The organism is Pseudomonas sp. YQ_5 (assembly GCF_043103305.1).
Classification (GTDB): Bacteria; Pseudomonadota; Gammaproteobacteria; order Pseudomonadales; family Pseudomonadaceae; genus Aquipseudomonas; species Aquipseudomonas putida_Y.
Window position 1 is genome coordinate 58037 of record NZ_JBICJS010000095.1, and the last position, 25071, is coordinate 83107.

At 61.1% G+C, this 25071-nt stretch carries 27 protein-coding genes and 1 tRNA gene; 7 read left to right on the plus strand and 21 right to left on the minus strand.

The features are described 5' to 3' along the window. Positions 1 to 144 precede the first annotated feature (144 nt). Positions 145 to 963, plus strand: coding sequence for an inositol-phosphate phosphatase (gene suhB, locus ACF8EA_RS21145; protein WP_003248548.1), 819 nt, complete (start codon positions 145 to 147; stop codon positions 961 to 963). A gap of 168 nt (positions 964 to 1131) precedes the next feature. Here suhB and ACF8EA_RS21150 read toward each other — a convergent pair whose 3' ends face one another. From ACF8EA_RS21150 to queA, 6 genes are all read right to left on the minus strand, one after another. Beyond that, on the minus strand, positions 1132 to 1674 hold the full coding sequence (locus ACF8EA_RS21150) for a glycine zipper 2TM domain-containing protein (protein WP_010952063.1): 543 nt from the start codon (positions 1672 to 1674) through the stop codon (positions 1132 to 1134). A gap of 119 nt (positions 1675 to 1793) precedes the next feature. Beyond that, on the minus strand, positions 1794 to 2702 hold the full coding sequence (gene secF / locus ACF8EA_RS21155; RefSeq protein WP_021781765.1) for a protein translocase subunit SecF: 909 nt from the start codon (positions 2700 to 2702) through the stop codon (positions 1794 to 1796). Between the two features lie 10 nt (positions 2703 to 2712). After that, positions 2713 to 4575, minus strand: a complete 1863-nt coding sequence (gene secD, locus ACF8EA_RS21160; protein WP_252459015.1) for a protein translocase subunit SecD — start codon at positions 4573 to 4575, stop codon at positions 2713 to 2715. Positions 4576 to 4637: 62 nt separating this feature from the next. Continuing rightward, positions 4638 to 4973 (minus strand): preprotein translocase subunit YajC, encoded by a 336-nt coding sequence (gene yajC, locus ACF8EA_RS21165; protein WP_003248556.1) that lies wholly within the window; start codon positions 4971 to 4973, stop codon positions 4638 to 4640. A gap of 42 nt (positions 4974 to 5015) precedes the next feature. Continuing rightward, positions 5016 to 6131: a tRNA guanosine(34) transglycosylase Tgt gene (gene tgt / locus ACF8EA_RS21170; RefSeq protein ID WP_014589748.1), complete on the minus strand. Its 1116-nt coding sequence runs from the start codon at positions 6129 to 6131 to the stop codon at positions 5016 to 5018. Positions 6132 to 6145: 14 nt separating this feature from the next. Beyond that, positions 6146 to 7195 carry a tRNA preQ1(34) S-adenosylmethionine ribosyltransferase-isomerase QueA gene (gene queA / locus ACF8EA_RS21175; protein WP_021781763.1) on the minus strand — a complete coding sequence of 350 codons (1050 nt, stop codon included), beginning with the start codon at positions 7193 to 7195 and terminating at the stop codon, positions 6146 to 6148. Positions 7196 to 7300: 105 nt separating this feature from the next. On the opposite strand from queA, the gene ACF8EA_RS21180 reads away from it, so the two are divergent. The 3 genes from ACF8EA_RS21180 (at position 7301) to ACF8EA_RS21190 (ending at position 8942) form a co-directional block, all read left to right on the plus strand. Continuing rightward, positions 7301 to 7385: transfer RNA gene (locus ACF8EA_RS21180), tRNA-Leu, on the plus strand. A gap of 261 nt (positions 7386 to 7646) precedes the next feature. Next, positions 7647 to 8294 carry a trypsin-like peptidase domain-containing protein gene (locus ACF8EA_RS21185; RefSeq protein WP_021781762.1) on the plus strand — a complete coding sequence of 216 codons (648 nt, stop codon included), beginning with the start codon at positions 7647 to 7649 and terminating at the stop codon, positions 8292 to 8294. Positions 8295 to 8462: 168 nt separating this feature from the next. After that, on the plus strand, positions 8463 to 8942 hold the full coding sequence (locus tag ACF8EA_RS21190; protein ID WP_392523134.1) for a GNAT family N-acetyltransferase: 480 nt from the start codon (positions 8463 to 8465) through the stop codon (positions 8940 to 8942). Positions 8943 to 8952: 10 nt separating this feature from the next. Here the strand turns inward: ACF8EA_RS21190 and ACF8EA_RS21195 are convergent, their stop codons facing one another. Beyond that, on the minus strand, positions 8953 to 9249 hold the full coding sequence (locus ACF8EA_RS21195) for an addiction module antidote protein (protein WP_003248566.1): 297 nt from the start codon (positions 9247 to 9249) through the stop codon (positions 8953 to 8955). A 321-nt stretch (positions 9250 to 9570) separates the two neighbouring features. On the opposite strand from ACF8EA_RS21195, the gene ACF8EA_RS21200 reads away from it, so the two are divergent. Continuing rightward, complete coding sequence (locus ACF8EA_RS21200) at positions 9571 to 10464, plus strand: bestrophin family protein (protein WP_103463239.1); 894 nt, start codon at positions 9571 to 9573, stop codon at positions 10462 to 10464. A 36-nt stretch (positions 10465 to 10500) separates the two neighbouring features. On the opposite strand, the gene phnE is transcribed toward ACF8EA_RS21200, so the two are convergent. The 4 genes from phnE to ACF8EA_RS21220 are packed head-to-tail and all read right to left on the minus strand — an operon-like array spanning position 10501 to position 13746. Further along, positions 10501 to 11268, minus strand: coding sequence for a phosphonate ABC transporter, permease protein PhnE (gene phnE / locus ACF8EA_RS21205; RefSeq protein ID WP_021781758.1), 768 nt, complete (start codon positions 11266 to 11268; stop codon positions 10501 to 10503). Beyond that, positions 11265 to 12092, minus strand: a complete 828-nt coding sequence (locus tag ACF8EA_RS21210; protein WP_021781757.1) for an ABC transporter permease — start codon at positions 12090 to 12092, stop codon at positions 11265 to 11267. The genes phnE and ACF8EA_RS21210 overlap by 4 nt, the downstream gene beginning before the upstream one ends. Next, on the minus strand, positions 12086 to 12895 hold the full coding sequence (locus ACF8EA_RS21215) for a phosphonate ABC transporter ATP-binding protein (protein ID WP_274149795.1): 810 nt from the start codon (positions 12893 to 12895) through the stop codon (positions 12086 to 12088). Before ACF8EA_RS21215 ends, ACF8EA_RS21210 begins: the two co-directional genes overlap by 7 nt. Next, positions 12892 to 13746: a putative selenate ABC transporter substrate-binding protein gene (locus ACF8EA_RS21220; RefSeq protein WP_021781755.1), complete on the minus strand. Its 855-nt coding sequence runs from the start codon at positions 13744 to 13746 to the stop codon at positions 12892 to 12894. Before ACF8EA_RS21220 ends, ACF8EA_RS21215 begins: the two co-directional genes overlap by 4 nt. Positions 13747 to 13872: 126 nt before the next feature. On the opposite strand from ACF8EA_RS21220, the gene selD reads away from it, so the two are divergent. Continuing rightward, on the plus strand, positions 13873 to 14907 hold the full coding sequence (gene selD, locus ACF8EA_RS21225; protein ID WP_392523136.1) for a selenide, water dikinase SelD: 1035 nt from the start codon (positions 13873 to 13875) through the stop codon (positions 14905 to 14907). Continuing rightward, the gene (gene mnmH / locus ACF8EA_RS21230) at positions 14907 to 16019 is read left to right on the plus strand and encodes a tRNA 2-selenouridine(34) synthase MnmH (protein ID WP_103443513.1); all 1113 of its coding nucleotides are present in this window, start codon (positions 14907 to 14909) and stop codon (positions 16017 to 16019) included. The genes selD and mnmH overlap by 1 nt, the downstream gene beginning before the upstream one ends. 134 nt (positions 16020 to 16153) lie before the next feature. Here mnmH and ACF8EA_RS21235 read toward each other — a convergent pair whose 3' ends face one another. From ACF8EA_RS21235 to cyoC, 10 genes are all read right to left on the minus strand, one after another. Continuing rightward, positions 16154 to 16540 carry a lysozyme inhibitor LprI family protein gene (locus tag ACF8EA_RS21235; RefSeq protein WP_392523138.1) on the minus strand — a complete coding sequence of 129 codons (387 nt, stop codon included), beginning with the start codon at positions 16538 to 16540 and terminating at the stop codon, positions 16154 to 16156. 20 nt (positions 16541 to 16560) lie between these two features. Continuing rightward, entirely contained in the window at positions 16561 to 17100 is a 540-nt protein-coding gene (locus ACF8EA_RS21240; RefSeq protein WP_084850641.1) for a hypothetical protein, read from the minus strand. 86 nt (positions 17101 to 17186) lie between these two features. Beyond that, positions 17187 to 17750 (minus strand): GNAT family N-acetyltransferase, encoded by a 564-nt coding sequence (locus ACF8EA_RS21245; RefSeq protein ID WP_103470132.1) that lies wholly within the window; start codon positions 17748 to 17750, stop codon positions 17187 to 17189. A 212-nt stretch (positions 17751 to 17962) separates the two neighbouring features. Further along, on the minus strand, positions 17963 to 18418 hold the full coding sequence (locus ACF8EA_RS21250) for a transposase (RefSeq protein ID WP_392523140.1): 456 nt from the start codon (positions 18416 to 18418) through the stop codon (positions 17963 to 17965). 1467 nt (positions 18419 to 19885) lie between these two features. Next, a complete protein-coding gene (locus tag ACF8EA_RS21255) occupies positions 19886 to 20269 on the minus strand; it encodes a YkgJ family cysteine cluster protein (protein ID WP_274149801.1) in 384 nt (127 codons plus the stop codon). A 160-nt stretch (positions 20270 to 20429) separates the two neighbouring features. Beyond that, positions 20430 to 21557: a hypothetical protein gene (locus ACF8EA_RS21260; RefSeq protein ID WP_392523141.1), complete on the minus strand. Its 1128-nt coding sequence runs from the start codon at positions 21555 to 21557 to the stop codon at positions 20430 to 20432. A 113-nt stretch (positions 21558 to 21670) separates the two neighbouring features. Further along, on the minus strand, positions 21671 to 22879 hold the full coding sequence (gene alaC, locus ACF8EA_RS21265; RefSeq protein ID WP_021781745.1) for an alanine transaminase: 1209 nt from the start codon (positions 22877 to 22879) through the stop codon (positions 21671 to 21673). Positions 22880 to 23213: 334 nt separating this feature from the next. Beyond that, complete coding sequence (gene cyoE, locus ACF8EA_RS21270; protein WP_003248596.1) at positions 23214 to 24101, minus strand: heme o synthase; 888 nt, start codon at positions 24099 to 24101, stop codon at positions 23214 to 23216. 11 nt (positions 24102 to 24112) lie between these two features. Further along, positions 24113 to 24445, minus strand: coding sequence for a cytochrome o ubiquinol oxidase subunit IV (gene cyoD, locus ACF8EA_RS21275; protein WP_003248599.1), 333 nt, complete (start codon positions 24443 to 24445; stop codon positions 24113 to 24115). After that, a complete protein-coding gene (gene cyoC / locus ACF8EA_RS21280; protein ID WP_012051225.1) occupies positions 24445 to 25071 on the minus strand; it encodes a cytochrome o ubiquinol oxidase subunit III in 627 nt (208 codons plus the stop codon). The genes cyoD and cyoC overlap by 1 nt, the downstream gene beginning before the upstream one ends.

Genomic DNA, 25071 nt, shown 5'->3' on the forward strand with positions numbered 1-25071 from the left:
TGCTCACAGATGCAGGAATCAGGGTCTTCGATCTTACAGAACCGACAGACGTAACGCCATGAAAGCAAATGTGACACTTCTGCCGCCAAAGTTTTCTGCTAGAATGATCGGCTTTCTTCTTTAACATCTCCAGGTGACCCGCCCATGCAGCCTATGCTGAATATCGCCCTGCGCGCCGCTCGCAGCGCCAGTGAACTGATTTTCCGCTCCATCGAACGCCTGGATAGCATCAAGGTCGATGAGAAAGAGGCCAAGGACTACGTTTCCGAAGTCGATCGCGCCGCCGAGCAAAGCATCGTCAACGCCCTGCGCAAGGCCTACCCGAACCACTCCATCCAGGGCGAGGAAACCGGCCTGCACGCGGGTAGCGGCGAAGAAGGCAAGGATTACCTGTGGATCATCGATCCGCTGGACGGCACCACCAACTTCCTGCGCGGCATCCCGCACTTCGCCGTCAGCATCGCCTGCAAATACCGCGGCCGCCTTGAGCACGCCGTGATCGTGGATCCGGTTCGCCAGGAAGAATTCACTGCCAGCCGCGGCCGTGGCGCCCAACTCAATGGCCGCCGCCTGCGCGTCAGCTCGCGCACAAGCCTGGAAGGCGCCCTGCTGGGCACCGGCTTCCCGTTCCGTGATGGTCAGATGGCGGACATGGACAACTACCTGGGTATGTTCCGCGCCTTGACCGGCCAGACCGCCGGCATCCGCCGCGCCGGCTCCGCCAGCCTGGACCTGGCCTATGTGGCTGCTGGCCGCTTCGACGCCTTCTGGGAGTCAGGCCTGTCCGAATGGGACATGGCAGCTGGCGTGCTGCTGATCCAGGAAGCCGGCGGCTTGGTAAGCGACTTCAACGGCGGCCACGACTTCCTCGACAAAGGCCACATCGTTGCAGGCAACATCAAGTGCTTCAAGGCGGTACTGACTGCCATCCAGCCGCACCTGCCAGAAAGCATGAAGCGCTAAGCGCAGATTGCCGGCAAACAAAAAGCACCTCTCGAGGTGCTTTTTTTGTGCCTGGTGGTTTGCGTGGCCTGTACCGGCCTCTTCGCGGGTAAACCCGCCCCTACATGGATCGCATTGCCCCTGTAAGAACGGGTTTACCCGCGAAGAGGCCGGTACAGGCAACGCAAATTACTGACCCGCTTCGCTCAGGATCAACTTGCCATTCTTGTCCAGCGGAATGGTCGATCCCGGCTCGCGATCCATCTTCACCTTGCCTACCTGGTCACCGATGGAATAGGTCACGTTATAGCCCACCACCTTCTCGCTGATGTCGTTGACCGTGTTGCAGCGTGTTTGCGTGGTCGTGTAGGTATCACGCTCCTGCATGCCTTCCTGCACCTTGTTACCCGCATAACCACCACCGACCGCACCAGCCACCGTAGCAATCTTCTTGCCGGTACCACCACCAATCTGATTACCGAGCAGACCACCCGCCAGCGCACCGACCACGGTACCGGCTATCTGGTGTTGATCCTTGACGGGCGCCTGGCGCGTCACTGTCACGTCCTTGCATACTTCACGCGGGGTTTTCACCTGCTGCTTGATCGGCTGCACGTCAGTCACCTGGGCGACTTCGGGGCCTTTGTTCACCAAGCTGTAGGTCGCCACAGCACCTCCGGCGGTTACACCGACAGCACCCAGCACCGCACCCACCAGCATTGATTTATTCACGTGAACCTCCTGATCGTACCAGCGGGCATGAACCCGCGCTTCTCCCAGCCTTGGAGCAAAAAAAAAGGCGCGAGTTCAACACTCGCGCCTTTTCACCGCCAGGCGGCGCAGGGAAGAACTTACGGACGGTCGTCCACACCCTCGGCCTTGACCGGCGGAATGAGATCTTCGCTGTTCAGATTCAGCCAGATCAGTACCACGTTGGCGATATAGATCGACGAGTAAGTACCAGCCATGACACCAATGAACAGGGCCAGCGAGAAACCGAACAGGTTGTCACCCCCAAAGAACAGCAGCGCGGCAATGGCCAGCAAGGTCGAAACCGAAGTGGCGACGGTACGCAGCAGCGTCTGGGTGGTGGAAATGTTGATGTTCTCGATCAGTGAGGCCTTGCGCATCACGCGGAAGTTCTCGCGCACCCGGTCGAACACGACAATGGTGTCGTTCAGCGAGTAACCGATGATCGCCAGTACCGCCGCCAGCACCGTCAGGTCGAAGGTGATCTGGAAGAACGACAGGATACCCAGCGTTACGACCACGTCGTGGATCAGCGAAACGATCGCCCCCACGGCGAACTTCCACTGGAAGCGGAACGCCAGGTAAATGAGGATGCCACCCAGAGCCAGGAGCATGCCCAAGCCGCCCTGGTCACGCAGCTCTTCACCCACCTGCGGGCCAACGAACTCGACGCGTTTGACCTTGGCCGGGTTGTCGCCGCCAACCTTCTGCAGGGCTTCGGCCACTTTGTTACCCAGCATCGGGTCGTCGCCAGGCATGCGCACCAGCAGGTCGGTGGTAGCACCGAAGCTCTGAACCACAGCTTCGTGGAAGCCGGAGTTGACCAGCTCGGCACGCACAGCCTTGACGTCAGCCGGGCGTTCGTAGGTCAACTCGATCAGCGTGCCCCCGGTGAAGTCCAGCCCGAAGTTCAGGCCCTTTTGCCACCAACTGAACAGCGCCAGCACGGTGAGGAGCACGGTGACGGCGAACGCGACTTTGCGCACGCCCATGAAATTGATGGTTTTCATCGCAGCTCCCTCAAACCCACAACTTCTTGATGTCACGCCCGCCACAGGTCAGGTTGACCAATGCACGGGTCACCATGATGGCAGTGAACATCGAGGTGAAAATCCCGAGGGACATGGTGACCGCAAAGCCTTTGACCGGGCCGGTACCCATGGCAAACAGGATGCCGCCGACCAACAGAGTGGTCAGGTTGGCGTCGACGATTGCCGAGTAGGCGCGATTGAAGCCTTCGTGGATGGCGCGCTGCACCGACATGCCAGCAGCGATCTCTTCGCGAATACGCGAGAAGATCAGCACGTTGGCGTCCACTGCCATACCCATGGTCAACACGATGCCGGCGATCCCCGGCAGGGTCAGCGTGGCCCCCAGCAGCGACATCAACGCCAGCAGCAGCACCATGTTGCCCGCCAGGGCGATGGTGGCCAGCACACCGAAGGCGCGATAGATGGCAATGATGAACAGAGAGACAAACAACATGCCCCACAGCGACGCATCGATACCCTTGGTGATGTTGTCGGCACCCAGGCTCGGGCCAATGGTACGTTCTTCAGCGAAGTACATCGGGGCGGCCAGACCACCCGCACGCAGCAGCAGTGCCAGCTCCGACGATTCGCCCTGGCCGTTCAGGCCGGTGATGCGGAACTGGCTGCCCAGTGGCGACTGAATGGTCGCCAGGCTGATGATTTTCTTCTCTTCCACGAAGCTTTGTACGGCAACGTCCTTCTCGACGCCACCGACAGTCTGCTTGACGTAGCGGGTGACTGGCTTCTGCTCGATAAAGATCACCGCCATGCTACGGCCGACGTTGCTACGGGTAGCACGGCTCATCAGCTCGCCACCGTGACCATCCAGGCGGATGTTCACCTGCGGGCGACCATGCTCGTCAAAGCTGGCCTGGGCGTCGGTAACCTGGTCACCGGTGATGATCAGTCCACGCTCGACGGCAGCGGAGCGGCCGCCTTCACGGAACTCGAACACCTCGGTGGTGGCCTTGGACGCGCCCGGTTCGGCACCGAAGCGGAACTCCAGGTTGGCCGTTTTACCGAGGATACGCTTGGCTTCGGCAGTGTCCTGCACGCCTGGCAGCTCGACCACGATACGGTTGGCGCCCTGGCGCTGTACCAGCGGCTCGGCCACACCCAACTCGTTCACGCGGTTGCGCACGGTGGTGAGGTTCTGCTTGATCGAGTATTCGCGGATCTCGGCGACTTTCGCCTGGGTCAGCGCCAGACGCAGCACCGCAAGCTCGTTGCGCTCGGTGGTGGTCAGGTCGAAATCATTGAAATTCTTGCGGATCAGGGCACGTGCCTGTTCGCGGGCAGCATCGTCAGCGAAGCCCAGCATGATGCCGCCATCCTGCTGAGGTAGGCTGCGGTAGCGGATGCGCTCTTTGCGCAGCAAGGTCTTGACCTCGCCTTCGTAGACTTTCATGCGGGCAGTCATGGCCTTGTCCATGTCCACTTCCAGCAGGAAGTGCACACCACCGGACAGGTCCAGGCCCAGCTTCATCGGGCTTGCGCCCAAGTTGCGCAGCCATTGCGGGGTAGTCTGGGCCAGGTTCAGGGCCACGACGTAATCATCGCCCAGTGCCTTGCGCACTACATCCTTGGCTGGCAACTGGTCTTCCTGATTGGTCAGACGGATAAGCCCGCTGCCCTTTTCACCCAGGCTTACACCCTTGACCGCGATCTTGGCATCGACCAGCGCCTTGCTGACGCGATCGAGGTCGGCCTGATTCACCTGCAGCGCCGAGCTGGCACCGCTGATCTGTACCGCTGGGTCATCCGGGTAGAGGTTGGGAGCGGAATAAATGAAACCGACCACCAGTACCAGCACGATCAGTGCATATTTCCACAGAGGATATTTGTTCAGCATCACGCCGCCCGTTCAAGACGCGGGGCGCGTTGCGCGCCCCGACTGGAAAAAAAACCGGTAACTCAGATAGCCTTGAGCGTACCTTTTGGCAGGGTCGCAGCAATGGCACCCTTCTGGAACTTCAGCTCGACAGTGTCGGACACTTCCAGCACCACGAAGTCATCGGAAACCTTGACGATCTTGCCAGCGATGCCGCCGTTGGTGACAACTTCGTCACCTTTCTGCAAGTTGCTCAGCAGGTTCTTCTGCTCTTTCGCGCGTTTGGCCTGCGGGCGCCAGATCATCAGATAGAAGATGACCAGGAAACCGACCAGGAAAATCCACTCGAAGCCGGTACCGGCTGGGCCAGCGGCAGGTGCTGCAGCGTCCGCGTATGCGGCGGGGATGAAGAAGCTCATTGGGCACTCCTAATGTAATTTTCTAATAATGGATGCGGACAGTCAGTCCAAGGGCGGTACAGGAAGCCCGCGCTTGGCGTAGAAGGCGTCGACAAAGGCGGCCAATTTACCCTGTTGAATAGCCTCGCGTAAACCGGCCATCAAGCGCTGATAATGGCGCAAGTTGTGGATGGTATTCAGCATGCTGCTCAGCATTTCGCCGCATTTGTCCAGATGATGGAGATAGGCGCGCGAGAAGTTGGTGCAGGTGTAGCAGTCACAGGTCGGATCCAGCGGCGATTCATCATGACGATGGAACGCGTTGCGGATCTTGATCACCCCTGTATCAACGAACAGATGACCGTTGCGCGCGTTACGCGTCGGCATCACGCAGTCGAACATGTCGACGCCGCGGCGCACACCCTCAACGAGATCTTCCGGTTTGCCTACCCCCATAAGGTAACGAGGTTTGTCAGCAGGCATCTGGCCCGGCAGGTAATCCAGCACCTTGATCATTTCGTGCTTGGGCTCGCCCACCGACAGGCCGCCAATGGCCAGGCCGTCGAAACCGATGTTCTCCAGGCCTTCCAGCGAGCGCATGCGCAGGTCCTGGTACATGCCGCCCTGGACAATGCCGAACAGCGCTGCAGTGTTGTCGGCGTGGGCGTTTTTCGAGCGCTGGGCCCAACGCAGCGACAGCTCCATGGAAGTACGTGCCACATCGTGCTCGGCCGGGTACGGGGTGCACTCGTCGAAGATCATTACCACGTCCGAGCCCAGGTCACGCTGCACCTGCATCGACTCTTCCGGGCCCATGAACACCTTCGAGCCATCGACTGGCGAGGCGAAAGTCACGCCCTCTTCCTTGATCTTGCGCATGGCACCCAGGCTGAACACCTGGAAACCACCGGAGTCGGTGAGGATCGGGCCTTTCCACTGCATGAAATCGTGCAGGCCGTTGTGCTTCTTGATCACCTCGGTGCCAGGACGCAGCCACAAGTGGAAGGTGTTGCCAAGGATCATCTCGGCGCCGATGGCCTCGATATCGCGTGGCAGCATGCCCTTGACCGTGCCATAGGTACCCACCGGCATGAATGCCGGGGTTTCCACGGTGCCACGTGGGAAGGTGATGCGACCACGACGGGCCTTGCCGTCGGTGGCCAGCAGTTCGAAGGACATTCGACAGGTGCGACTCATGCTTGATCCTCGGGCCCGCGTGGCGCCGGATTGCGGGTGATGAACATGGCATCACCGTAACTGAAGAAGCGGTACCCGTGCTCGACCGCCGCTGCGTAGGCAGCCATGGTCTCGGGGTAGCCGGCGAAAGCCGAGACCAGCATCAGCAGCGTGGACTCCGGCAGATGGAAGTTGGTGACCAGGGCATCGACCACATGGAACGGGCGGCCCGGGTAGATGAAGATGTCGGTGTCGCCACTGAAGGCCTTGAGCACGCCATCACGCGCGGCGCTCTCCAGCGAACGCACACTGGTGGTGCCAACCGCGATCACCCGACCACCACGGGCACGGCAGGCCTCAATGGCATCGACCACATCCTGGCCCACTTCGAGCCACTCTTTATGCATGTGGTGGTCTTCGATCTTGTCGACCCGCACCGGCTGGAAGGTGCCAGCGCCCACATGCAGGGTGACGAAGGCGCGTTCGACACCCTTGGCTGCGATCTTTTCCAGCAGCGCCTCGTCAAAGTGCAGGCCTGCAGTAGGCGCGGCGACCGCACCGGCGCGCTGGGCGTACACGGTCTGGTAGCGCTCACGGTCAGCGCCCTCGTCCGGGCGGTCGATATAGGGCGGCAGCGGCATATGGCCGACACGGTCGAGCAACGGCAGCACCTCTTCGGTGAAGCGAAGCTCGAACAGCGTGTCATGACGCGCGACCATTTCGGCCTCGCCACCGCCATCGATGAGGATGACCGCGCCTACCTTGGGCGCCTTGCTGGCACGCACATGGGCCAGCACCCGGTGGCTGTCGAGCACACGCTCGACCAGTACCTCCAGCTTGCCGCCGGAGGCTTTCTGGCCGAACAACCGCGCCGGAATCACCCGGGTGTTGTTGAACACCATCAGGTCGCCGGGGCGCAGATAGTCGAGCAAGTCGGGGAATTGCCGGTGCGCCAGCGCGCCGGTAGGCCCATCGAGCACCAGCAGACGGCTGCCATGGCGCTCTGCCAACGGGTGGCGGGCGATCAGGGAATCAGGGAGTTCGAAGGAGAAATCGGCGACGCGCATGATGATGTTCGGTTCGGCAGGGCCGGGAAGTTTAGCCCAATGTGTGAAAATTGACCATGAAAGCCGATTGACCGACCAGCGGCACCTCTTTATACTGCGCGCCACGCCCTGATGGCGGAATTGGTAGACGCGGCGGATTCAAAATCCGTTTTCGAAAGGAGTGGGAGTTCGAGTCTCCCTCGGGGCACCAAATCCGGAAAAAACCGACCTTATGGTCGGTTTTTTTGTGCTTGCGATTCACGCCCTACATTGGCGCCGCCCTCCTGACTCCCGCGCCTCCCCACATGCCTGCATTCTATTGGCCGCGCTTGGCACTGGCGCTTAAGCTGTCATTCGTCAGATATATTCCGAAAGTATTGTTAGAGTAATAGCACTTAGCCATAGTAGCGCTCCCTTTTCTCCACGCAATGTGTGTCCCATGAAAACAATCGCGCCCTGCATGGCGGCAATGATGCTGCTCAGTGGGTGCAATGGAGTGCCAACGTCTTACGTTTCAGATCCCGTCTACAACCAGGCGTTCGTGGTCACATCAGGTGCCCCGCTCCCCATGTTGCTGATGGCAAGCGCCATCCAGTGGAACGAGGATTATGCAGTCACCGCCAAACACACCCCCTTCCTGCGCAACGTGGTCCACGAGGGCCTGGGTGACGTGGTGTTCTTCAAGCACAAGGCCAGCAACGTGCCGCACTGGCGCCAGTACGTGCCAGGGGAAGCCGTGACGGCGGTGGGCTTCAACAGTTTCATGATGCCGATGCAGGGCAAGGGCCATGCCCTGTCGTCGCTGGTACGGCTTGAAGGTACGCCGGGCAGCGTCTTCTACTCGGTGCACGACGGCCCGATTACCAAGGGTATGTCGGGCGGGCCTGTGTTTGCCGATGACGGCAAGGTCGTAGGTATCAACGTCGCGATCATTCCCACCCGCGAGATCGACGCTGGCAAGCGCCCTGACCTGGCGGGCAAGGATCGCATCAGCGTGTTCATGTCATTCAACGAGATCGACAAGGAATGGCGGCGCTATCAGTACTTGTTGGCGCACAAGGCCAAGCCGAGGGCGCCGGCTGCGGTCAAAGGCTACGTGGCGGTGGCCGCCAAGCCGTGAATCGGGGCGCGGTGTTGGATGGAAAGCGGCCTATGATGTGAGGCTGATGGCCTCTTCGCGGGTAAACCCGCTCCTACAGGGCCTGCACAGGATTTGAGCCTTGTGCAGTACCTGGGAGCGGGTTTACCCGCGAAGAGGCCCTGCCAGCCAACGCGAGAAGGACCTGCCATGCACCTGACCCACCGCCCCATCCGGCCAGAAGACATCCCCGTTATCTGCAGCTTCCCGCAGAGCCCGGACGAACTGTTCTACATGTTCCCCAAAGCCACCGCCCCCCTCACCCCCAACCAGCTGAGCGACGCCATAGCCCAACGCAGCGGCTCCACGGTAGTGGAAGGTAACGGCGCTGTCCTGGCCTTCGCCAATTTCTACAAAGCCGAAAATGGCGGCCTATGTGCCCTGGGCAACGTAGTGGTGGCCCCCAGCGCCCGCGGCCTTGGTGTAGCGCGTTATCTGGTAACGGCAATGATCGACCTCGCCCGCCAGCAGTACTGCGCCCGGGAGGTCTGGGTGTCATGCTTCAATCACAACACCGCCGGCCTGCTGCTTTATCCACAGCTGGGCTTCACACCGTTCGGCATCGAGGAGCGGCAGGCGTGGGACGGCACGCGGGTAGCGTTGGTGCAGATGAAGCAAATACTGACTTAACCGAACTGGATCAGCGGGTCATTGCATGTGGCTGAACGAGAAGGTCCACCCCCAGAGCACGAATGACCCTCAATACAGTGTCAAAACGAGGCTTCGCGCCAGGGCTCAGCGCCTTGTACAGGCTTTCTCTACCCAGCCCACTCTCCGTAGCAATATGTGTCATGCCCCGTGCACGAGCGATATGGCCAAGTGCTCGAATGATTTCCTCGGTATCGCCATCTGATAGCACCTGGCTAAGGTATTCACTGATTGCCTCATCGCTGCTCAACAAGGCTGCCATATCAAACGGGATCAATTTTTCGCTCATTTCATCTCCTTCAGCAGCTTTCTGGCTTTGAGGATGTCGGCGGCCTGGGTGGCAGTAGCCAAGCGGCAAAGCTTTCCTCTGTTCAACGAGAAACATCAAGTGGTCACCCAGTCGTATCCTTATGGATACACCCATTCAAGGATTGAAGCGACCCACTCTGTCGCTTTTTGAGCTGAATCAGGAATTCAGGCACATCTGCTATGTCTGGCCGGATTTTTCCCTTCGTTTCAGCTACAAAATCCCTTGCAACATTCAACCCTCGAACCTTCGACGAGCCTCGGCGTCCCATCCTGCATCCCCCGCGTTTCGAGGTGCCCCCGCGTGAAAGACGTCATCGCCCGCAAGTACCGCCTGGTGGTGAAGACCATCGGCTATATCGGCTGGTCGCTGTTCTGGCTGCTGATCTGGGATGTGCTGGTCACCCTCGATTTCATGCTGTTCTTGAACAGCAAGTTCACCCTGCCACTGATCCCGTTGACCTTGCTGGGCTCAGCGCTGGTGGTACTGGTGAGCTTTCGCAACAGCAGCGCCTACAACCGCTGGTGGGAAGCTCGCACCTTGTGGGGGGCGCTGGTGAACAGTTCGCGCAGCTTCGCCCGGCAGACGCTGACGCTGATCGATGACCCGGATGACGGCCTGAACCCGGTCAAGGCCACCCTGCTGCGCCGGCATATCGCCTATGTGAACTGTCTGGCGGCGCACTTGAAAGGCGAAAGCTGCCCAGAGGAACTGATGGCCTTCATTCCCCCGGCGGAGTTCGAACGGCGCAACCGTTCGAACAATTTTGCCAATGACATCCTCAGTGGCTCTGCGGCCTTGCTCGCGCGGGAGTACCAGGCCGGGCGGCTGGACAGCATTCGCCTGGCGCGGCTGGAGTCGACGCTGGTAGACCTGTCTAACGCCCAGGGCGGCATGGAGCGGATTGCCAATACACCATTGCCCTACCCCTATGTCTATTTCCCACGGCTGTTCATCACGCTGTTCTGCCTGATCGTGCCGGTGGGGCTGGTGGAGTCGCTGGGCTGGTTCACGCCGCTGGCGTCGACGGTGGTAGGGTTCATGTTGCTGGCTATCGAGCGCATCGGCACGGATTTGCAGAGCCCGTTCAGGTTCAGCGAGCATCAGATCCAGATGGATACCATCTGCGAGACGATCGAGCGTAACCTGGAGTCGATGCAGCGGGAGGCGCAGTGTGCCGAGGCTGTCGGCACCTGACAGACCTTGGGGTTGCTTTGAAACATCGCCTATCCATCAGGCCCGTACATAACGCTGGCGCAATACATCACTCAACAGATCCACGAACAACACCAGCAACAGCATGCCCATGATCACCGTGCTGGCCTGGGCCTCCTGGAACAGGCTCAAGGTGGTGTACAGCATCTGCCCCAACCCACCCGCCCCGACGAACCCGAGCACGCTGGCCATGCGGATGTTGTTCTCCCAGCGGTACAAGCTGTAGGCCAGTAACTGCGGCCACAGGTTGGGCAGGGTGCCAAAGCAGAACGCGGCCACCTGGCTGCCACCCTGCAAACGGATCGCCGCCGCCGGCTCGGGCGGGGCGTTCTCAAGCGCCTCGGCAAACAGCCGCCCCAGCACGCCAGCGGTGTGCAACGCCAAAGCCAGGGTACCGGCATTCGGCCCCAGCCCGGCCGCCAGCACAGTCAGCGCTGCCCACACCAGCTCAGGAATGGCACGCAAGGCATTGAGCAGCAAACGCGCCGCCCCTTGCAACGGCCAACCGAAGCGGCCCGCCGCCGGCAGTGCCAGCAACATCCCCAATACCATTGCCAACAAGGTACCCATGCCAGACATGGCCAGGGTTTCCAGCGCCCCGCGCCACACTGCCTTGAGGTGGCCGGTCGACAGATCCGGCTGCAGGAAGCGCCCGGCGTACTCACCCATCTGCCCCAGCCCGCCATTGCCGACCAGTGCGTGCAGGTCCAGCTCCAGGTATGCGAACGAGGCCACCACCGCTACCGCGATGGTGCCCAGCAGCAGCAGGTTGATCACCCGGTTCATGCCAACCTCCAACGCAGCAGGCGGCTGAGCAGGTCGGCCAGGATCACCAGCAGCAGGAACGTCAACAGCATGCTTGCCACTTGCGCACCCGCAAACATGCGCATCGACAGGTCGATCTGTTGGCCAAGCCCGCCAGCACCGACAAAGCCCATCACCACCGAAGCCCGCACCGCGCACTCCCAGCGGTACACGGTGTACGACACCACTTCGCTGGCGGCATTGGGCAGGATGCCGTAGAAAAACGCCGCCAGCCGGCCACTGCCCGCCTGCAACAAGGCATGCGCCGGGCGCTGGTCGACTGACTCGAAGATTTCGGCGTAAACCTTGCCGAGCATGCCACTGTAGGTGATGGCGATAGCCAGTACGCCCGCCGTCGGCCCCAACCCCACAGCGCGCACGAACAGCAACGCCCAGACGATCTCCGGCACGCTACGCAGGAAAATCAGCAGCCCGCGCACCGGCAGGCGCAACATTCGCGACCAGAACCCGGCCCGCCCGCCGCGTGAAGCGGCGCGCAAGGACAAGGCACGGCTGGCCAGCAAGCCAGCCGGGATCGCCAACAACAACGCCAGCGCCATGCCGGCAGTCGCCACGGCCAGGGTCTGCAAGGTGGCCTCATACAGTAGCGCAAGAAAATCGGCATCGTGTGCCGGCGGCCAGAAGGCGCTGGTGAAGCTGGCAATCTGCTGACGGTTGTCCGCCTGCAGCAGCACCCAAGGGTTCAGTTCGCTTGACTGGATAGCCGGCCAGAGTACTGCCACCGCCAACAGGGCCAGCAACAACCGCGGCAGCAGCGCCGGGTCGCGGACGTCAGCCTTCAGCATCGCGGAATCTGCACGGTCAGGGTCGGCTCCTGGGTTGGCGGCGGAGCCAGTTGCTCGTTGGCGTATAGCGCTTCCAGCAGCTGTTCGGTGACGGCTTCCGCCGGGCAGTCGAACACAACCTGCCCTTCACGAATGCCAATAATCCTCGGAAAATGCGCCAGCGCCAGCTCTACGGCGTGCAGGCTCGCCACCAACGTCACGCCTGTGGCTTGGGCATGGCGATTGAGCAAGGCCAGGCTGTGGTCGGCCAACACCGGGTCCATGGCAGACACCGGTTCGTCGGTCAGCAGCACCTGCGGCCGCTGGTACAACGCCCGAGCAATGCCCACCCGCTGCAACTGGCCACCGGACAACTGCCCACACTGCACGAACAGCTTGTCGGCCAGGCCCAGTTCCGCCAACGCCTGGCGCGCCCCCGGCACATCGCTGGGACACAGCAGGTTGAGCAAACCGCGCAGCGTACCCCACTGCCCCAGCCGCCCCGCCAGCACCGCGGTCACCACTCGCTGACGCGGTGGCAAAGGCGGCGATTGATGTACCAGGCCAACCCTCGCGCGCAGGCGCTGGCGTGCCCTTGCCGACAACGCCCAAGGCTGCTCGCCAAGCAACTCCAGGCGCCCACTGCTGGGCTGGACGGCCGTGGCCATCAGGTGCAGCAAGCTGGACTTGCCCGCTCCCGACGGCCCGATGATGGCCACACGCTCGCCCTGCGCGATACGCAGGCTCACCGCATCAAGCGCGCGTACCTGGCCATGGCGCAGGCTGGCACCGTGCAGATGGATTGCCACATTCGAAGCTGTCACTTGAGCAGGCCGGCCTCGCGTGCAGCTTGTTCGGTGCCCTTGTAGTTCTCAGGCTTGGTCTCGATGAAACGGCTGGCGGCCTGCAGGTCAAGGATGGCCTTGTGCTCCGGGTTGCTCGGGTCGAGGTCCAGGAAGGCTTTCTTGATTTTCTGTTTCAACGCCGGGTCCATGTTGCCGCGCACGGTCCAGTTGTAGTCGAAGTAGGTCGGGGTGGTGGCGAACACCTTCACCTTGGTGGTATCGACCTTGCCGGCATCCACCAGCTTCTGCCACACGCTGGCGTTCAGCACGCCACCATCGACCTTGCCAGCCTGCACCCAGGCCACGGTGGCATCGTGGGCGCCGGAATAGGCCACGCGGCCGAAGTACTCCTCAGGCTTGATATTGTCCTGCTTGAGCATGAAGTAACGCGGCATCAGGCTGCCCGAGGTGGACGAAATGGAACCGAAGGCAAACGACTTGCCCTTCAGGTCGGTCAGGCTCTTCACGTCGGGGTTGGCGGTGATGAATTTGGAGGTGAACTGTGCGTCCTGCTCACGCTGTACCAGTGGCGTGGCGGTCGGGTCCTTCAGGTGCACCTGAACGAACGTGAAGCCCCCCAGCCAGGCCAGGTCTAGGCGGTCTGCGGCCAGCGACTCGACCACCGCCGGGTAGTCGGCCACGGGTACGAACTTCACGTCCATGCCCAATTGCTTGGCCAGGTACTCACCCAAAGGCTTGAACTTGCGCTGCAGTTCGGTCGGCGCTTCGTCGGGGATGGCGCTGACCCGCAGGGTTTCGGCGGCCTGAACGACAACGGCACAGCAAGACAGCACGAGGCCGGCGGCGAGCGCCAGGGGGCGTTTGAGCATGGGTGTTCTCCGGTTCAATAGCGGGGAAGTGCCGACACATTTGCCGGCACCGGGAATTATAAGAGGCAAGGGCCCAAAGGCCAGCTTTGCTACAATCGCGCAACAATTTGACCTGCAGAGGTGCGTATGAGCGAGCCGATTCGCCTGACCCAATACAGCCATGGCGCCGGCTGTGGATGCAAGATCTCCCCCAAGGTGCTGGACGTGATCCTCGCCGAAAGCGGCACCCAGGCCCTGAACCCAAAACTGTGGGTCGGCAACGCGTCACGCGACGATGCAGCAGTGTACGCGCTGGATGACGAACGCGGCGTGGTTTCAACCACCGACTTTTTCATGCCGATCGTCGACGACCCCTATGACTTCGGCCGCATTGCCGCCACCAACGCCATCAGCGACATCTATGCCATGGGCGGCGACCCGCTGATGGCCATTGCCATCCTCGGCTGGCCGGTCAACGTGCTGCCGCCGGAAGTCGCCCGCGAAGTCATCCGCGGCGGCCGTGCGGTGTGCGCCGAAGCGGGTATCCCGCTGGCCGGCGGCCACTCGATCGACGCGCCCGAGCCGATCTTTGGCCTGGCCGTCACAGGCGTGGTCAATAAACGCCACCTCAAGCGCAACGACACCGCCAGCGTAGGCTGCCAGTTGTATCTGACCAAGCCCCTGGGCATCGGCATCCTCACCACTGCCGAGAAAAAGGCCAAGCTGCGCGCGCAGGACCAGGGCCTGGCCCGCGACTGGATGTGCACCCTCAACACGCCCGGCAGCCGCTTCGGCAAGCTGGACGGGGTCAAGGCCATGACCGACGTCACCGGCTTCGGCCTGCTCGGCCACCTGGTCGAGCTGGCCGAAGGCAGCGGCCTCACCGCGCACCTGGACTATGCTGCCGTGCCACGCCTGCCTAGCGTCGACCACTACCTGGCCGAGGGCTGCATCCCCGGTGGAACCCTGCGCAACTACGACAGCTACGGGCACAAGATCGGCGCCCTCAGCGACGACCAGAAGCACCTGCTGTGCGACCCGCAAACCAGCGGTGGCTTGCTGGTTGCTGTTGCCCCGGAGGGTGAAGCCGAGTTCCTCGCCGAGGCTGCGGAACTAGGTCTGAAACTGTCTCCGATCGGCAAGCTGGTCGAGCGACAGAGCCATGCGGTCGAGGTGATCTGATGCGCCCCGACTGCACCGACTTCCGTCAGCTGTTCCTCGACGACGTGCCGATGATGGACATGCGCGCCCCCGTCGAATTCGCCAAAGGCGCCTTCCCTGGCGTGGTAAACCTGCCGCTGATGAACGACCAGGAGCGGCAGAAGGTCGGCACCTGCTACAAGCAGCAGGGCCAGACCGCCGCCATCGCCCTGGGCCACCAGCTGGTCAGTGGCGCCACCAAGCAGGCCCGTCTGGAGGCCTGGGCAGCGTTTGCCAAGGCACACCCTGACGGTTACCTGTACTGCTTCCGTGGCGGCCTGCGTTCGCAGATCGTGCAGGGCTGGCTGCGCGATGAGGCGGGCATTCAGTACCCGCGTGTCAAAGGCGGCTACAAGGCCATGCGTACCTTCCTGCTGGAGACTACCCAGCAAGCGGTAGAGCAATGTGATTTCGTGCTGGTCGGTGGACTGACCGGTACCGGCAAGACCGATGTGCTGCACCAGTTGGACAACGTGCTCGACCTTGAAGGCCACGCCAATCATCGCGGCTCCAGTTTCGGCAAGCGCGCCACGGCGCAACCGGCGCAGATCGACTTTGAAAACCAGCTGGCAATCGACGTGCTGAAAAAGCGCGACCGCGGTATCGGGCAGTTCGTGCTGGAAGATGAAGGCCGCATTGTTGGCAGCTGCACGGTGCCGCTGGAGTTGTACCAAGGCATGCAGCATTACCCGCTGGTGTGGCTTGAAGACAGCTTCACCAACCGCGTGGAGCGCATCCTGCGCGACTACGTGGTCAACCTGAGTGCCGAGTTCATAGCCGTGCATGGCGAGGAAGACGGTCCCCGGTTGTTTGCCGAGCGCATGCTGCAGAGCATGGCCAATATCTACAAGCGTTTGGGTGGAGAGCGCCATCAGCGCTTGTCCGAGATGCTGCGCGAAGCCTTGGAAGAGCAGCAGCGCAGCGGCGCAGTAGACCTGCACCGGGGCTGGATCGAAGGCTTGCTGAACGAATACTACGACCCGATGTATGCCTACCAGCGCGAAGCCAAGGCCGAGCGCATCGAGTTTGCCGGGGATGCCGTGGAAGTGCGCGAGTACCTCAAGGCCCGGGCGCTGCGCCAACCGCGCAAATAGAACCAGCACCTTGCAGTCTCTGTAGGAGCGGGTTTACCCGCGAAGAGGACAACGCGGTGCATGACACCGGCAAAGCCGGTGTTCGCGGCTAAACCCGCGCCTGCAAAAGTGGGCCAATCATGCCTGAACAGGCGCTACTGCCCAGGGCTAAGCACCCGCTCCAGCTCCGCCGCGCGGGCGCGGGTCATGTCCATCATGCAGGTGCCACCTTCCAACTGCGCCATGGTCCCGCCACTGGCCTGTACATGGAACTGGCAATTGCCATCACGGTAGGCCAACCACTTGCGCTGTACATCCCGCAGGCTCTTCTGCCGCCCTGCATCCAGCTTGCCCATCAACTGCTTGTACACCCGGTTCAACCGCTGGTCCTGCACTTGCGTTTCGGCCCCGATGCACGCATTCATGGCCACGGTGCTGGAGGCCTTGTCCATGCACTGCCCATAGGCCGCCGTGTAATCGTCCGCCATCGCTACCGGTAGCACGCAGGCCAGTGCCAGGCCTGTCAGGTAATGCTTGATCATGCTAACCCTCCTTGTGGGTATCAAAGCGTCTGCGGCTGCTCCGGAGGCATCAGCACCTTGCCTGGCTCGAAGCGCAGCGAGGGCATTTGCGTAGCTGCATACAAAGTTACCCCCAGAGCGGCAATCAAGGCGACATCAAGCCAGTTCCAGCCTGGCACGTCGTCAGCTCTTCGCGCCTTCCAGCAAAACCAGGCTTGCCCAAGGCAAAACACCACCATCGCTGTCAGCCACAGGTAGAAGCCTGCACCAAAGCCGGTAAGGTCATGAAACTCATAGCTGCGGTTATCCGGCAAGCGGTCGATGCCAAAACTGCTGGCAGCCAGATACGCCGCGCCAAGCCCGGCCAGCAAGGCCAGCCGGCGAAACCGCCGATGGGCAAGGATGGCCAGGGCCAGCAGTGGGTTGGCGAACCATTGGTACAAGCCGAACGGCATGCCCCATGGCCCGTACAGCAGCATCTGCAGGGCCGGCATGTGACGCTCGCCGCCCATCAGTGCGCCATCAAAGAACAGGGCGAGCAAATACAGCAGCAGGCTGATACTCAGGTAGAAAACGGGCAAAGGGGATTCCTGAGAGAAACGGGACAGCCTACGACCTTAACCCAGGCCCTGCCCCGCTTCCAAATTCACGCTCGGGTGTTACGAGATCAGACTACTGGCGGCTCCAGCAGCAAGCCGTAAATACCCGAGTCGGACAGCTCGCCAGCCACGCACCAGCGCGCGCGCAAGGTGCCTTCCAGCACAAAACCTTGGCGCTCCAGGGTGCGTGCCGAGCCCTGGTTGCGCGGGTCGATCTCGCCTTCGAGACGACGCATATGCAGCGTATTGGCGATGTAGTCGATGAAGCAGGTCAAGGCTTCATCCATATATCCCCTGCCCTGCACCGAGCTGGCCAGGCAGTAGCCGATCTCGCCGCGACGGGAAACGTCATCGATATTGAACAGCTGGACCATACCGATCAGTTCGCCGTTGTCGCGGCGGTACATACCGAGCTTGAGTTGGTCGCCATTGGCATAGGCTTCGCGGTCGGCGGCCAGGGCGCTTTCGGCCTCGGCCAGGTCTTGCCAGGGTGCATGGTGCCAGTAGCGCATGACCTCGGGGTCGGCCATGATCGCCAGCCACTGCGCAGCATCAGCATGGCGCATGGGGCGCAATTGCAGGCGCGGGCTGTCGAGGCAGAGGTCGCTGGGGAAACTGCGGGGTGAGGTCACGCCGGATCTCCTGTCCATTGCTGGGGAGATGACAGTTTAACGTCAAGTGGGTGGGGTGGGGCAGGTCTTGGGTTATGGAGTGTGTTTGAGGAGACTTGCCTTGGGATCTTCAGGGGCGCGTAGATCGAGCGCCGCCCACGCGGCGCATCGCGAGCGAAGCTCGCTCCTACATTTGTTTCGGGCCAGTAATTCCTGTCCCTTAAGGCATGCCCTCAGAGCCAGACCGCATCCCAGTGTGGATAATCCCCAATCCTGGAGACCAATCCTGCCCTTAGCGGATTGGCGATGATGTATCTGGCGACCTTCACCACATCATCATCATGACGCAAAGCCCGGTCGTGATAACCCGCCTGCCAGACCGGCACCACCCTTGCTCCAGCTTTGCGCAAAGCATGGCTGGTTCGGGATTTGAAACGCTGCATCAATGTCCCGAGTGTCACGTCTTTCAACTCAAGCAGCCAATGCACATGGTCGGGCATCACGACCCAGGCCAATGACCGGCAATGGTGCTCCTGATCTGCTCTGCGAAGAATTTGAATTACCAAGCGCGCAAATTGGAAGTTCAGGAACAATGGACGGCGGTGATAGGTAACCGAAGTCAGCATGTACAGCCGGCCAGGCTCCGAACACCTTCCGCGACGTAGTAGACAGCCATGGGGTTTGGGCATGTGGTCATCCTTGAAAGACATGTCCAGGGCAGGATAGCGATGTCTGGCGGGCCCAATGAGGTTTACGGTTACAGAGTGTGAGTGGGCAGACATGACCGGGGATTGCGACAAGGCCACCGTGTGCATGGTGCGCATGCCTTGGTTTTTGTGGTGGTGCGCAAATCGAGCGCCGCCCGCGCGGCGCATCGCGAGCAAGCTCGCTCCTACATTGGTTTCGGGCCAGTGCAGCCTGCACCAACGCGCACCATTCGTTTCGGGCCAATGCAGCCTGCACCAACGCGCACCATTCGTTTCGGGCCAATGCAGCCTGCACCAACGCGCACCATTCGTTTCGGGCCAATGCAGCCTGCACCAACGCGCACCATTCGTTTCGGGCCAGCTATGCCTGTGACAGCCGCGCGCGACCGCCTTGTTTGAAAAACGCAATATCACGCCATGCGCCAAGGGGGCGCGCGCAACTCCCCCAGGAATAATTGGCCCGAAACAAATGTAGGAGCGAGCTTGCTCGCGATGCGCCGCGCGGGCGGCGCTCGATCTCATAGGCGACGAACCACTCAAGGCATGCACCTGCCAGCCGCTACCGGCCCACCCGACAGGTACATCAGGCCATTACTCAACCCCTGCAATTGCAGATTGCGACAGGGCCACCGTGTGTATGCCTTGGTTTTTGTGGTGGTGCGCAAATCGAGCGCCGCCCGCGCGGCGCATCGCGAGCAAGCTCGCTCCTACATTTGTTTCGGGCCAGTGCAGCCTGCACCAACGCGCACCATTCGTTTCGGGCCAGTGCAGCCTGCACCAACGCGCACCATTCGTTTCGGGCCAGTGCAGCCTGCACCAACGCGCGCCATTCGTTTCGGGCCAATGCAGCCTGCACCAACGCGCACCATTCGTTTCGGGCCAGTTATGCCTGTGACAGCCGTGCGCGACCGCCTTGTTTGAAAAACGCAATATCACGCCATGCGCCAAGGGGGCGCGCAACTCCCCCAGGAATAATTGGCCCGAAACAAATGTAGGAGCGAGCTTGCTCGCGATGCGCCGCGCGGGCGGCGCTCGATCTCATAGGCGACGAACAACTCAAGGCAAGCACCTGCCAGCCGCTACCGGCCCACCCGACAGGTACATCAGGCCATCACTCAACCCCTGCAATTGCAGATTGCGACAGGGCCACCGTGTGCATGCCTTGGTTTTTGTGGTGGTGCGCAAATCGAGCGCCGCCCGCGCGGCGCATCGCGAGCAAGCTCGCTCCTACATTGGTTTCGGGCCAGTGCAGCCTGCACCAACGCGTGCCATTCGTTTCGGGCCAATGCAGCCAGCACCAACGCGCACCATTCGTTTCGGGCCAGTTATGCCTGTGACAGGCGCGCACGACAGCCTTGTTTGTACAAAGCGATAGCACGCCATGCACCAAGGGGCGCGCGCGTCCTTCACAGGAATGACTGGCCTGAAATACAGGCTAACGAAAAACGCTCAGGCCACCTCAGCCCCATCATCCGGCCAATGCGGCTCGTTGGCCTCTGGCGGAGTCAACGGTGGCAGGCCATACGCTGCCCGCGCATCATCACAGCTCGGGTTATGAACCCCGCCCTCCCACGACGCCTCGAACTCGCGGCAGGGGCTGGAACGGTTGGCATAAATGGTACAGGCCACTTCCTTTCCGATCTCGCCCTGAAGGCTGACACAGCGGCAAGGCTTGGCATCGGTGCCGATCATGGCAACGCGCGTGGGGTTGATCTGTACCACCAGGTCGTCCGGCACTACGCCCCCGGCAGACTGGCATTCGCCCCAGAAGAAGGACACACGGAAGTACCCGCAGCAGGCGCCGCAGTCAAGGCAAGGGTTATATTCAGACATGATGTCACGGAGGGAAGGTTGTTGTTATCGGGGCTGGCCCGCGGCGCCATTTTTAATCCAAGTGGGGGCCGCTGGATAGAGGGGGAATGCAAAAAAAAATGCCGCTGATCCGGCCGCTGAACAAGGACGACCAGAGCCTTTGCCGGCCGCCCCCTTTCAGTTAGCAGATGGGCTGGTAAGTTTCAGCATCCCAGCGTTGCAAACCCAGGCCTGCGCTCGGCTCGTAGCCACCTCCCTGAACCTTGCTGAACTGCGTCTGTACGTCGCCACAATGCACCAGACGATCGCTTTTATCGCCCTCGGTGAGGACCGTGTAGGACTCACTGCGCATGGCCTGATACTGCCTGTCGGCGGCCGCCATGACCTGGTGATACTTCATCAACTGGCTGCTGCTCAAGGCCAGACGTTTGTCCAGTCGCACGCCCCAGCGGGTCAGGCAAACCTCGGCAAAGTGGCGAACGATCAGCCCAGGTTCGACCAGCACCTTGCCATCGCCTGCGCCATCAGCCGAGGCATTGCCCACCAGTGTGGCATGACGGCCCGGCATCGGATAAACGCATATCCGTGTCCCTTTGGCGACCGAAGGGATCACGCAGGCAAAACCTTTGGAGCGCTCATCCCTCGAGTAGAAGCCTACGTACTCTTTGACGTTATCCGCCAACGTTACGCGCTCGGCTTGCACGTTACCGACGCCAGGCACCGGGTCGATGGCAAATATGTTCACCGGTATGCCCCGCAATACAGGGTCTTGCGCCATGGCATTGGCCAGCATGTGGCAGCTGATCCCTCCCCTGCTCCAGCCCACCAGGTTGACCTGGGTTGGCAGGCGCGGTTTGCGGAACATGCTGATGATGCGCTCCTGCAGTTCCTGCGGGGTTGGGTGGCGATCGCCGTAGTCGTAGGTTCGCCAGAACCATGAGGCGGAGGAAGAAACATCCGGAATCGGCACGCCGGCAGCTTTCAGCCGCTCGTATTCTTGCTCACTGAGTTTGGTGCGCCGCCAACTGCTTTCGCCTTTGATGACCTGCAGCACATGGTTGACGTTCTCCTCCCAGCCGCGGCCAAACAGCTGGCCGGTCCAGTTGAAATAGCCGCCGGGTTCGACGAACAGGTTGTCATCCTGAAGGTTGCCGCTGCCTGGGCCGTCGACGGCGATCCAGTGGGCAAATTCCCGGCTCTGGTCGTTGCTGGCCAGGGTCGAGACCAGCTCGCCATTCCAGAAGTTGGGATTGGCGTCGTCAAAACGGTGCGAACCAGTGCCGCAGAAGTAGGCGGTGAAGACACTCATGGAGGATCTCTTTGGTGAGAAATGAGTGCTGAAGGTAGGCGTACGGGTAACCAGAAGGCAGGCGGAAAGCTCACCCAAGAGGTAGTTGGGGCTGCTTTGCAGCCCCGATAGGCTTACTTGCGAGCCAAACCGTCAGCCCGGAACATTTGCCGGATTCCGCGGATAGCCTGGCGAATACGGTCCTGGTTCTCGATCAGAGCAAAGCGCACATGGTCGTCCCCATAGTCACCAAAACCGATCCCGGGCGACACACAGACCTTGGCCTCAGCCAGCAGCTTCTTGGAGAACTCCAGCGAACCCAGGTGCGCATACTCCGGCGGGATCTTCGCCCACACGTACATCGACGCCTTGGGGTTCTCGACCATCCAGCCCAGTTCGTGCAGCCCTTTGACCAGCAGGTTGCGGCGCTGGCGATACTGCTCGGCAATGTCGCGGACGCACTGCTGGTCGCCTTCCAGCGCGGCAATGGCCGCGACCTGTAGCGGGGTGAAGGTGCCGTAGTCGTGGTAGCTCTTGATCCGCGCCAGGGCGCTGACCAGCTCAGGGTTGCCGACCATGAAGCCGATGCGCCAGCCGGCCATGTTGTAGCTCTTGGACAGGGTAAAGAACTCCACCGCAATGTCCTTGGCCCCCGGTACCTGCATGATCGACGGGGCTTTCCAGCCGTCGTAGACGATGTCGGCATAGGCCAGGTCATGCACCACCAGCACGTCGTACTGCTTGGCCAGGGCCACCACTCGCTCGAAGAAGTCCAGTTCCACGCACTGGGCGGTGGGGTTAGACGGGAAGCCGAGGATCATCATCTTAGGCTTGGGGATCGACTCGCGGATGGCCCGCTCAAGCTCGTTGAAGAAGTCCACGCCCGGTACCAGCGGCACCGAACGCACCTGGGCACCGGCGATCACTGCGCCGTAGATGTGGATCGGGTAGCTGGGGTTGGGCACCAGCACCGTGTCGCCCTGGTCCAGGGTAGCCAGCATCAGATGGGCCAGGCCCTCCTTCGAACCAATGGTAACGATGGCTTCGCTTTCCGGGTCGATGTCTACCTCGTAGCGATCCTTGTACCAGTTGGAAATGGCCCGGCGCAGGCGCGGGATGCCGCGAGAGGTGGAGTAGCCGTGGGTGTCTTCACGTTGGGCGACCTGTACCAGCTTCTCGACGATGTGCGGCGGAGTGGCGCCATCGGGGTTGCCCATACTCAGGTCGATGATGTCCTCGCCACGGCGGCGGGCGGCCATCTTGAGCTCGGCAGTGATGTTGAAGACGTAAGGGGGGAGACGATCGATGCGCGCAAAACGGCGCGGCGAACCTGGGTTGGCCATGGCTTCCTCTGAGTACGTAAGCGCCCGGAACCGTCCGAGCGACGCTGGCCGATGTGGCGGCCTGAATCAGAAGATAATCCCGAAACATGATACACGTAAAGGATAATTTCCTGTTTTGTTATATTTTTTCAGATCTATTATTTGAAAATATAAAATTTATATTTCCCTGTGCCGGCCTCTGCGCGGGCAAGCCCTCTGCCACCGGGACCGCGCCACACGCAAAACCTGCGAAATACCTGTGGGAGCGGGCTTGCCCGCGAAGAGGCCGGCACAGAAAAACCCATAAAAAAACCCCGGCGCAGAGGCCGGGGTTTTCGTGAAACAGGCAGCAGTTTCAGCGAGCGTAGGTCATCAGCACGTCCGCAGCGGTCTGGCTGTCCACACCCATCATCACGCTCAGGGCAGTAACGGTGAGGATGGAGAAGCCGAACACCTTGCGGGCCCACTTGCTATCGTCTTCAGCCTTGTAACCACCCCAGGCCATGTACAGCCAGTACAGGCCCATGGCAGCGGCCACGGCCAGATAGCCAAGGCCGGCGTAACCGCCGAGGGTAAGCATCAGGGTGGCGAGCACGAAGGCCAGCACGTACAGCACGATCTGCTTTTTCGCCGCGAGGATACCACGTGCCACCGGCAGAACCGGAATGTTGGCAGCGCTGTAATCCTTGAAGCGGAAGATCGCGATGGCAAAGCTGTGCGGCATTTGCCAAAGGCTGAACATCACCAGCAGGGTTACCGCAGCCAGGTCGAAGCTGTTGCTCACGGCGCAGTAGCCGATCACCGGAGGCATGGCACCGGACAGGCTGCCGACCAAGGTGCCGTGCACCGATTTACGCTTCAGCCACAGGCTGTAGAAACCGACGTAGACGACAAAGCCAATCAGTGCGCAGAACGCAGACAGCGGATTGGCCTGGACATACAGCAAGCTGAAACCCGCCACCCCGAGCAGGGTGGCGTAGATCAGCGCGAGGGGCAGCGACATGCCGCCCTGAACCATAACGCGGTTCTTGGTGCGCTCCATCTTGTGGTCGATGTCACGGTCGATGCAGTTGTTGAACACGCATCCGGACGCAACCACCAGCGAAGTACCGATCACCACCGCCAGGAACAGGGCGAAATCCACATGGCCCTTCGAGGCAAGGAAGAAACCGCCTGCCACGGAAAGCACGTTACCGAAAATGATCCCCGGTTTGGTGATTTGGATAAAGTGCTTAACGGACATGCAGTCTTACCTCACTTGGCCAACATTTCGAAGTGGATGCTGAACATGATCCACAGCGACAGGCCGACAAGCAGAGCGATCACCAAGGTGGTGAACAGGAACGTCGAAACGTTGTTGCGTTGCTCTTTCGAGCGGTCCATGTGCAGGAAGTAAACCAGGTGAACAACTACCTGGATCACGGCCATGGCAACAATGATCAGAACGGTCAGGTTCTTCGGCAGGCTGGCGGTCATGGCCAGGCCGAACGGGATCGCAGTCAGGATGATCGACAGTACGAAACCGATCATGTAGGACTTGACGCTGCCGTGATTACCTTCGTGATGAGTGTCGTGTGCGTTAGCCATTACAGAACCCCCAGCAGGTAAACGACGGTGAATACGCAGATCCAGACCACGTCCAGGAAGTGCCAGAACAGGCTCAGGCAGCTCATGCGGGTCTTGGCGGTCGGCGTGATGCCGTGCTTGTTGATCTGGTACATCATGATTGCCATCCAGATCAGACCAGCAGTCACGTGCAGACCGTGGGTACCTACCAGGGCGAAGAAGCCCGACAGGAAGCCACTGCGCTGCGGGCCGAAGCCCTCGCTGATCAGGTGATGGAACTCATAGATTTCCATCGCGATGAAGCCTGCACCGAACAGGAAGGTCACAGCCAACCAGCCCAGTACGCCAGCTTTCTTGCCATCGAACATCTTCAGCATGGCGAAGCCGAAGGTGATCGAGGACAGCAGCAGGAACAGCGTTTCAACAGCTACGAAATCGAGCTGGAAGATGTCGTGACCCGACGGGCCGCCGGCAAAACTGCCGGACAGCACCGCGTAGGTGGCGAAGAGCGACGCAAACAGGATGCAGTCGGTCATCAGGTACAGCCAGAAACCCAGTACGGTCATCTGGCCCGAGTCGTGGTGGTGGTCGTCATGCCCATGGTCGTGACCATGAGCAGCGCCGCCGTGCATTACTTGACTGGACAT

What these genes read in the sequence shown, in the direction of transcription:
- ACF8EA_RS21220 (WP_021781755.1), bottom strand. Translation starts at nt 13,746, where the DNA reads ATGCTCAAACGCCCCCTGGCGCTCGCCGCCGGCCTCGTGCTGTCTTGC.
- ACF8EA_RS21185 (WP_021781762.1), top strand. Translation starts at nt 7,647, where the DNA reads ATGCTGCTCAGTGGGTGCAATGGAGTGCCAACGTCTTACGTTTCAGAT.
- ACF8EA_RS21195 (WP_003248566.1), bottom strand. Translation starts at nt 9,249, where the DNA reads ATGAGCGAAAAATTGATCCCGTTTGATATGGCAGCCTTGTTGAGCAGC.
- alaC (WP_021781745.1), bottom strand. Translation starts at nt 22,879, where the DNA reads ATGGCCAACCCAGGTTCGCCGCGCCGTTTTGCGCGCATCGATCGTCTC.
- tgt (WP_014589748.1), bottom strand. Translation starts at nt 6,131, where the DNA reads ATGTCCTTCGAACTGCTGGCCACCGACGGCAAGGCCCGTCGTGGTCGC.
- ACF8EA_RS21190 (WP_392523134.1), top strand. Translation starts at nt 8,463, where the DNA reads ATGCACCTGACCCACCGCCCCATCCGGCCAGAAGACATCCCCGTTATC.
- phnE (WP_021781758.1), bottom strand. Translation starts at nt 11,268, where the DNA reads ATGAACCGGGTGATCAACCTGCTGCTGCTGGGCACCATCGCGGTAGCG.
- ACF8EA_RS21210 (WP_021781757.1), bottom strand. Translation starts at nt 12,092, where the DNA reads ATGCTGAAGGCTGACGTCCGCGACCCGGCGCTGCTGCCGCGGTTGTTG.
- mnmH (WP_103443513.1), top strand. Translation starts at nt 14,907, where the DNA reads ATGCGCCCCGACTGCACCGACTTCCGTCAGCTGTTCCTCGACGACGTG.
- cyoD (WP_003248599.1), bottom strand. Translation starts at nt 24,445, where the DNA reads ATGGCTAACGCACACGACACTCATCACGAAGGTAATCACGGCAGCGTC.
- cyoE (WP_003248596.1), bottom strand. Translation starts at nt 24,101, where the DNA reads ATGTCCGTTAAGCACTTTATCCAAATCACCAAACCGGGGATCATTTTC.
- secF (WP_021781765.1), bottom strand. Translation starts at nt 2,702, where the DNA reads ATGAAAACCATCAATTTCATGGGCGTGCGCAAAGTCGCGTTCGCCGTC.
- cyoC (WP_012051225.1), bottom strand. Translation starts at nt 25,071, where the DNA reads ATGTCCAGTCAAGTAATGCACGGCGGCGCTGCTCATGGTCACGACCAT.
- ACF8EA_RS21250 (WP_392523140.1), bottom strand. Translation starts at nt 18,418, where the DNA reads ATGCCCAAACCCCATGGCTGTCTACTACGTCGCGGAAGGTGTTCGGAG.
- suhB (WP_003248548.1), top strand. Translation starts at nt 145, where the DNA reads ATGCAGCCTATGCTGAATATCGCCCTGCGCGCCGCTCGCAGCGCCAGT.
- secD (WP_252459015.1), bottom strand. Translation starts at nt 4,575, where the DNA reads ATGCTGAACAAATATCCTCTGTGGAAATATGCACTGATCGTGCTGGTA.
- queA (WP_021781763.1), bottom strand. Translation starts at nt 7,195, where the DNA reads ATGCGCGTCGCCGATTTCTCCTTCGAACTCCCTGATTCCCTGATCGCC.
- ACF8EA_RS21235 (WP_392523138.1), bottom strand. Translation starts at nt 16,540, where the DNA reads ATGATCAAGCATTACCTGACAGGCCTGGCACTGGCCTGCGTGCTACCG.
- ACF8EA_RS21260 (WP_392523141.1), bottom strand. Translation starts at nt 21,557, where the DNA reads ATGAGTGTCTTCACCGCCTACTTCTGCGGCACTGGTTCGCACCGTTTT.
- ACF8EA_RS21255 (WP_274149801.1), bottom strand. Translation starts at nt 20,269, where the DNA reads ATGTCTGAATATAACCCTTGCCTTGACTGCGGCGCCTGCTGCGGGTAC.
- selD (WP_392523136.1), top strand. Translation starts at nt 13,873, where the DNA reads ATGAGCGAGCCGATTCGCCTGACCCAATACAGCCATGGCGCCGGCTGT.
- yajC (WP_003248556.1), bottom strand. Translation starts at nt 4,973, where the DNA reads ATGAGCTTCTTCATCCCCGCCGCATACGCGGACGCTGCAGCACCTGCC.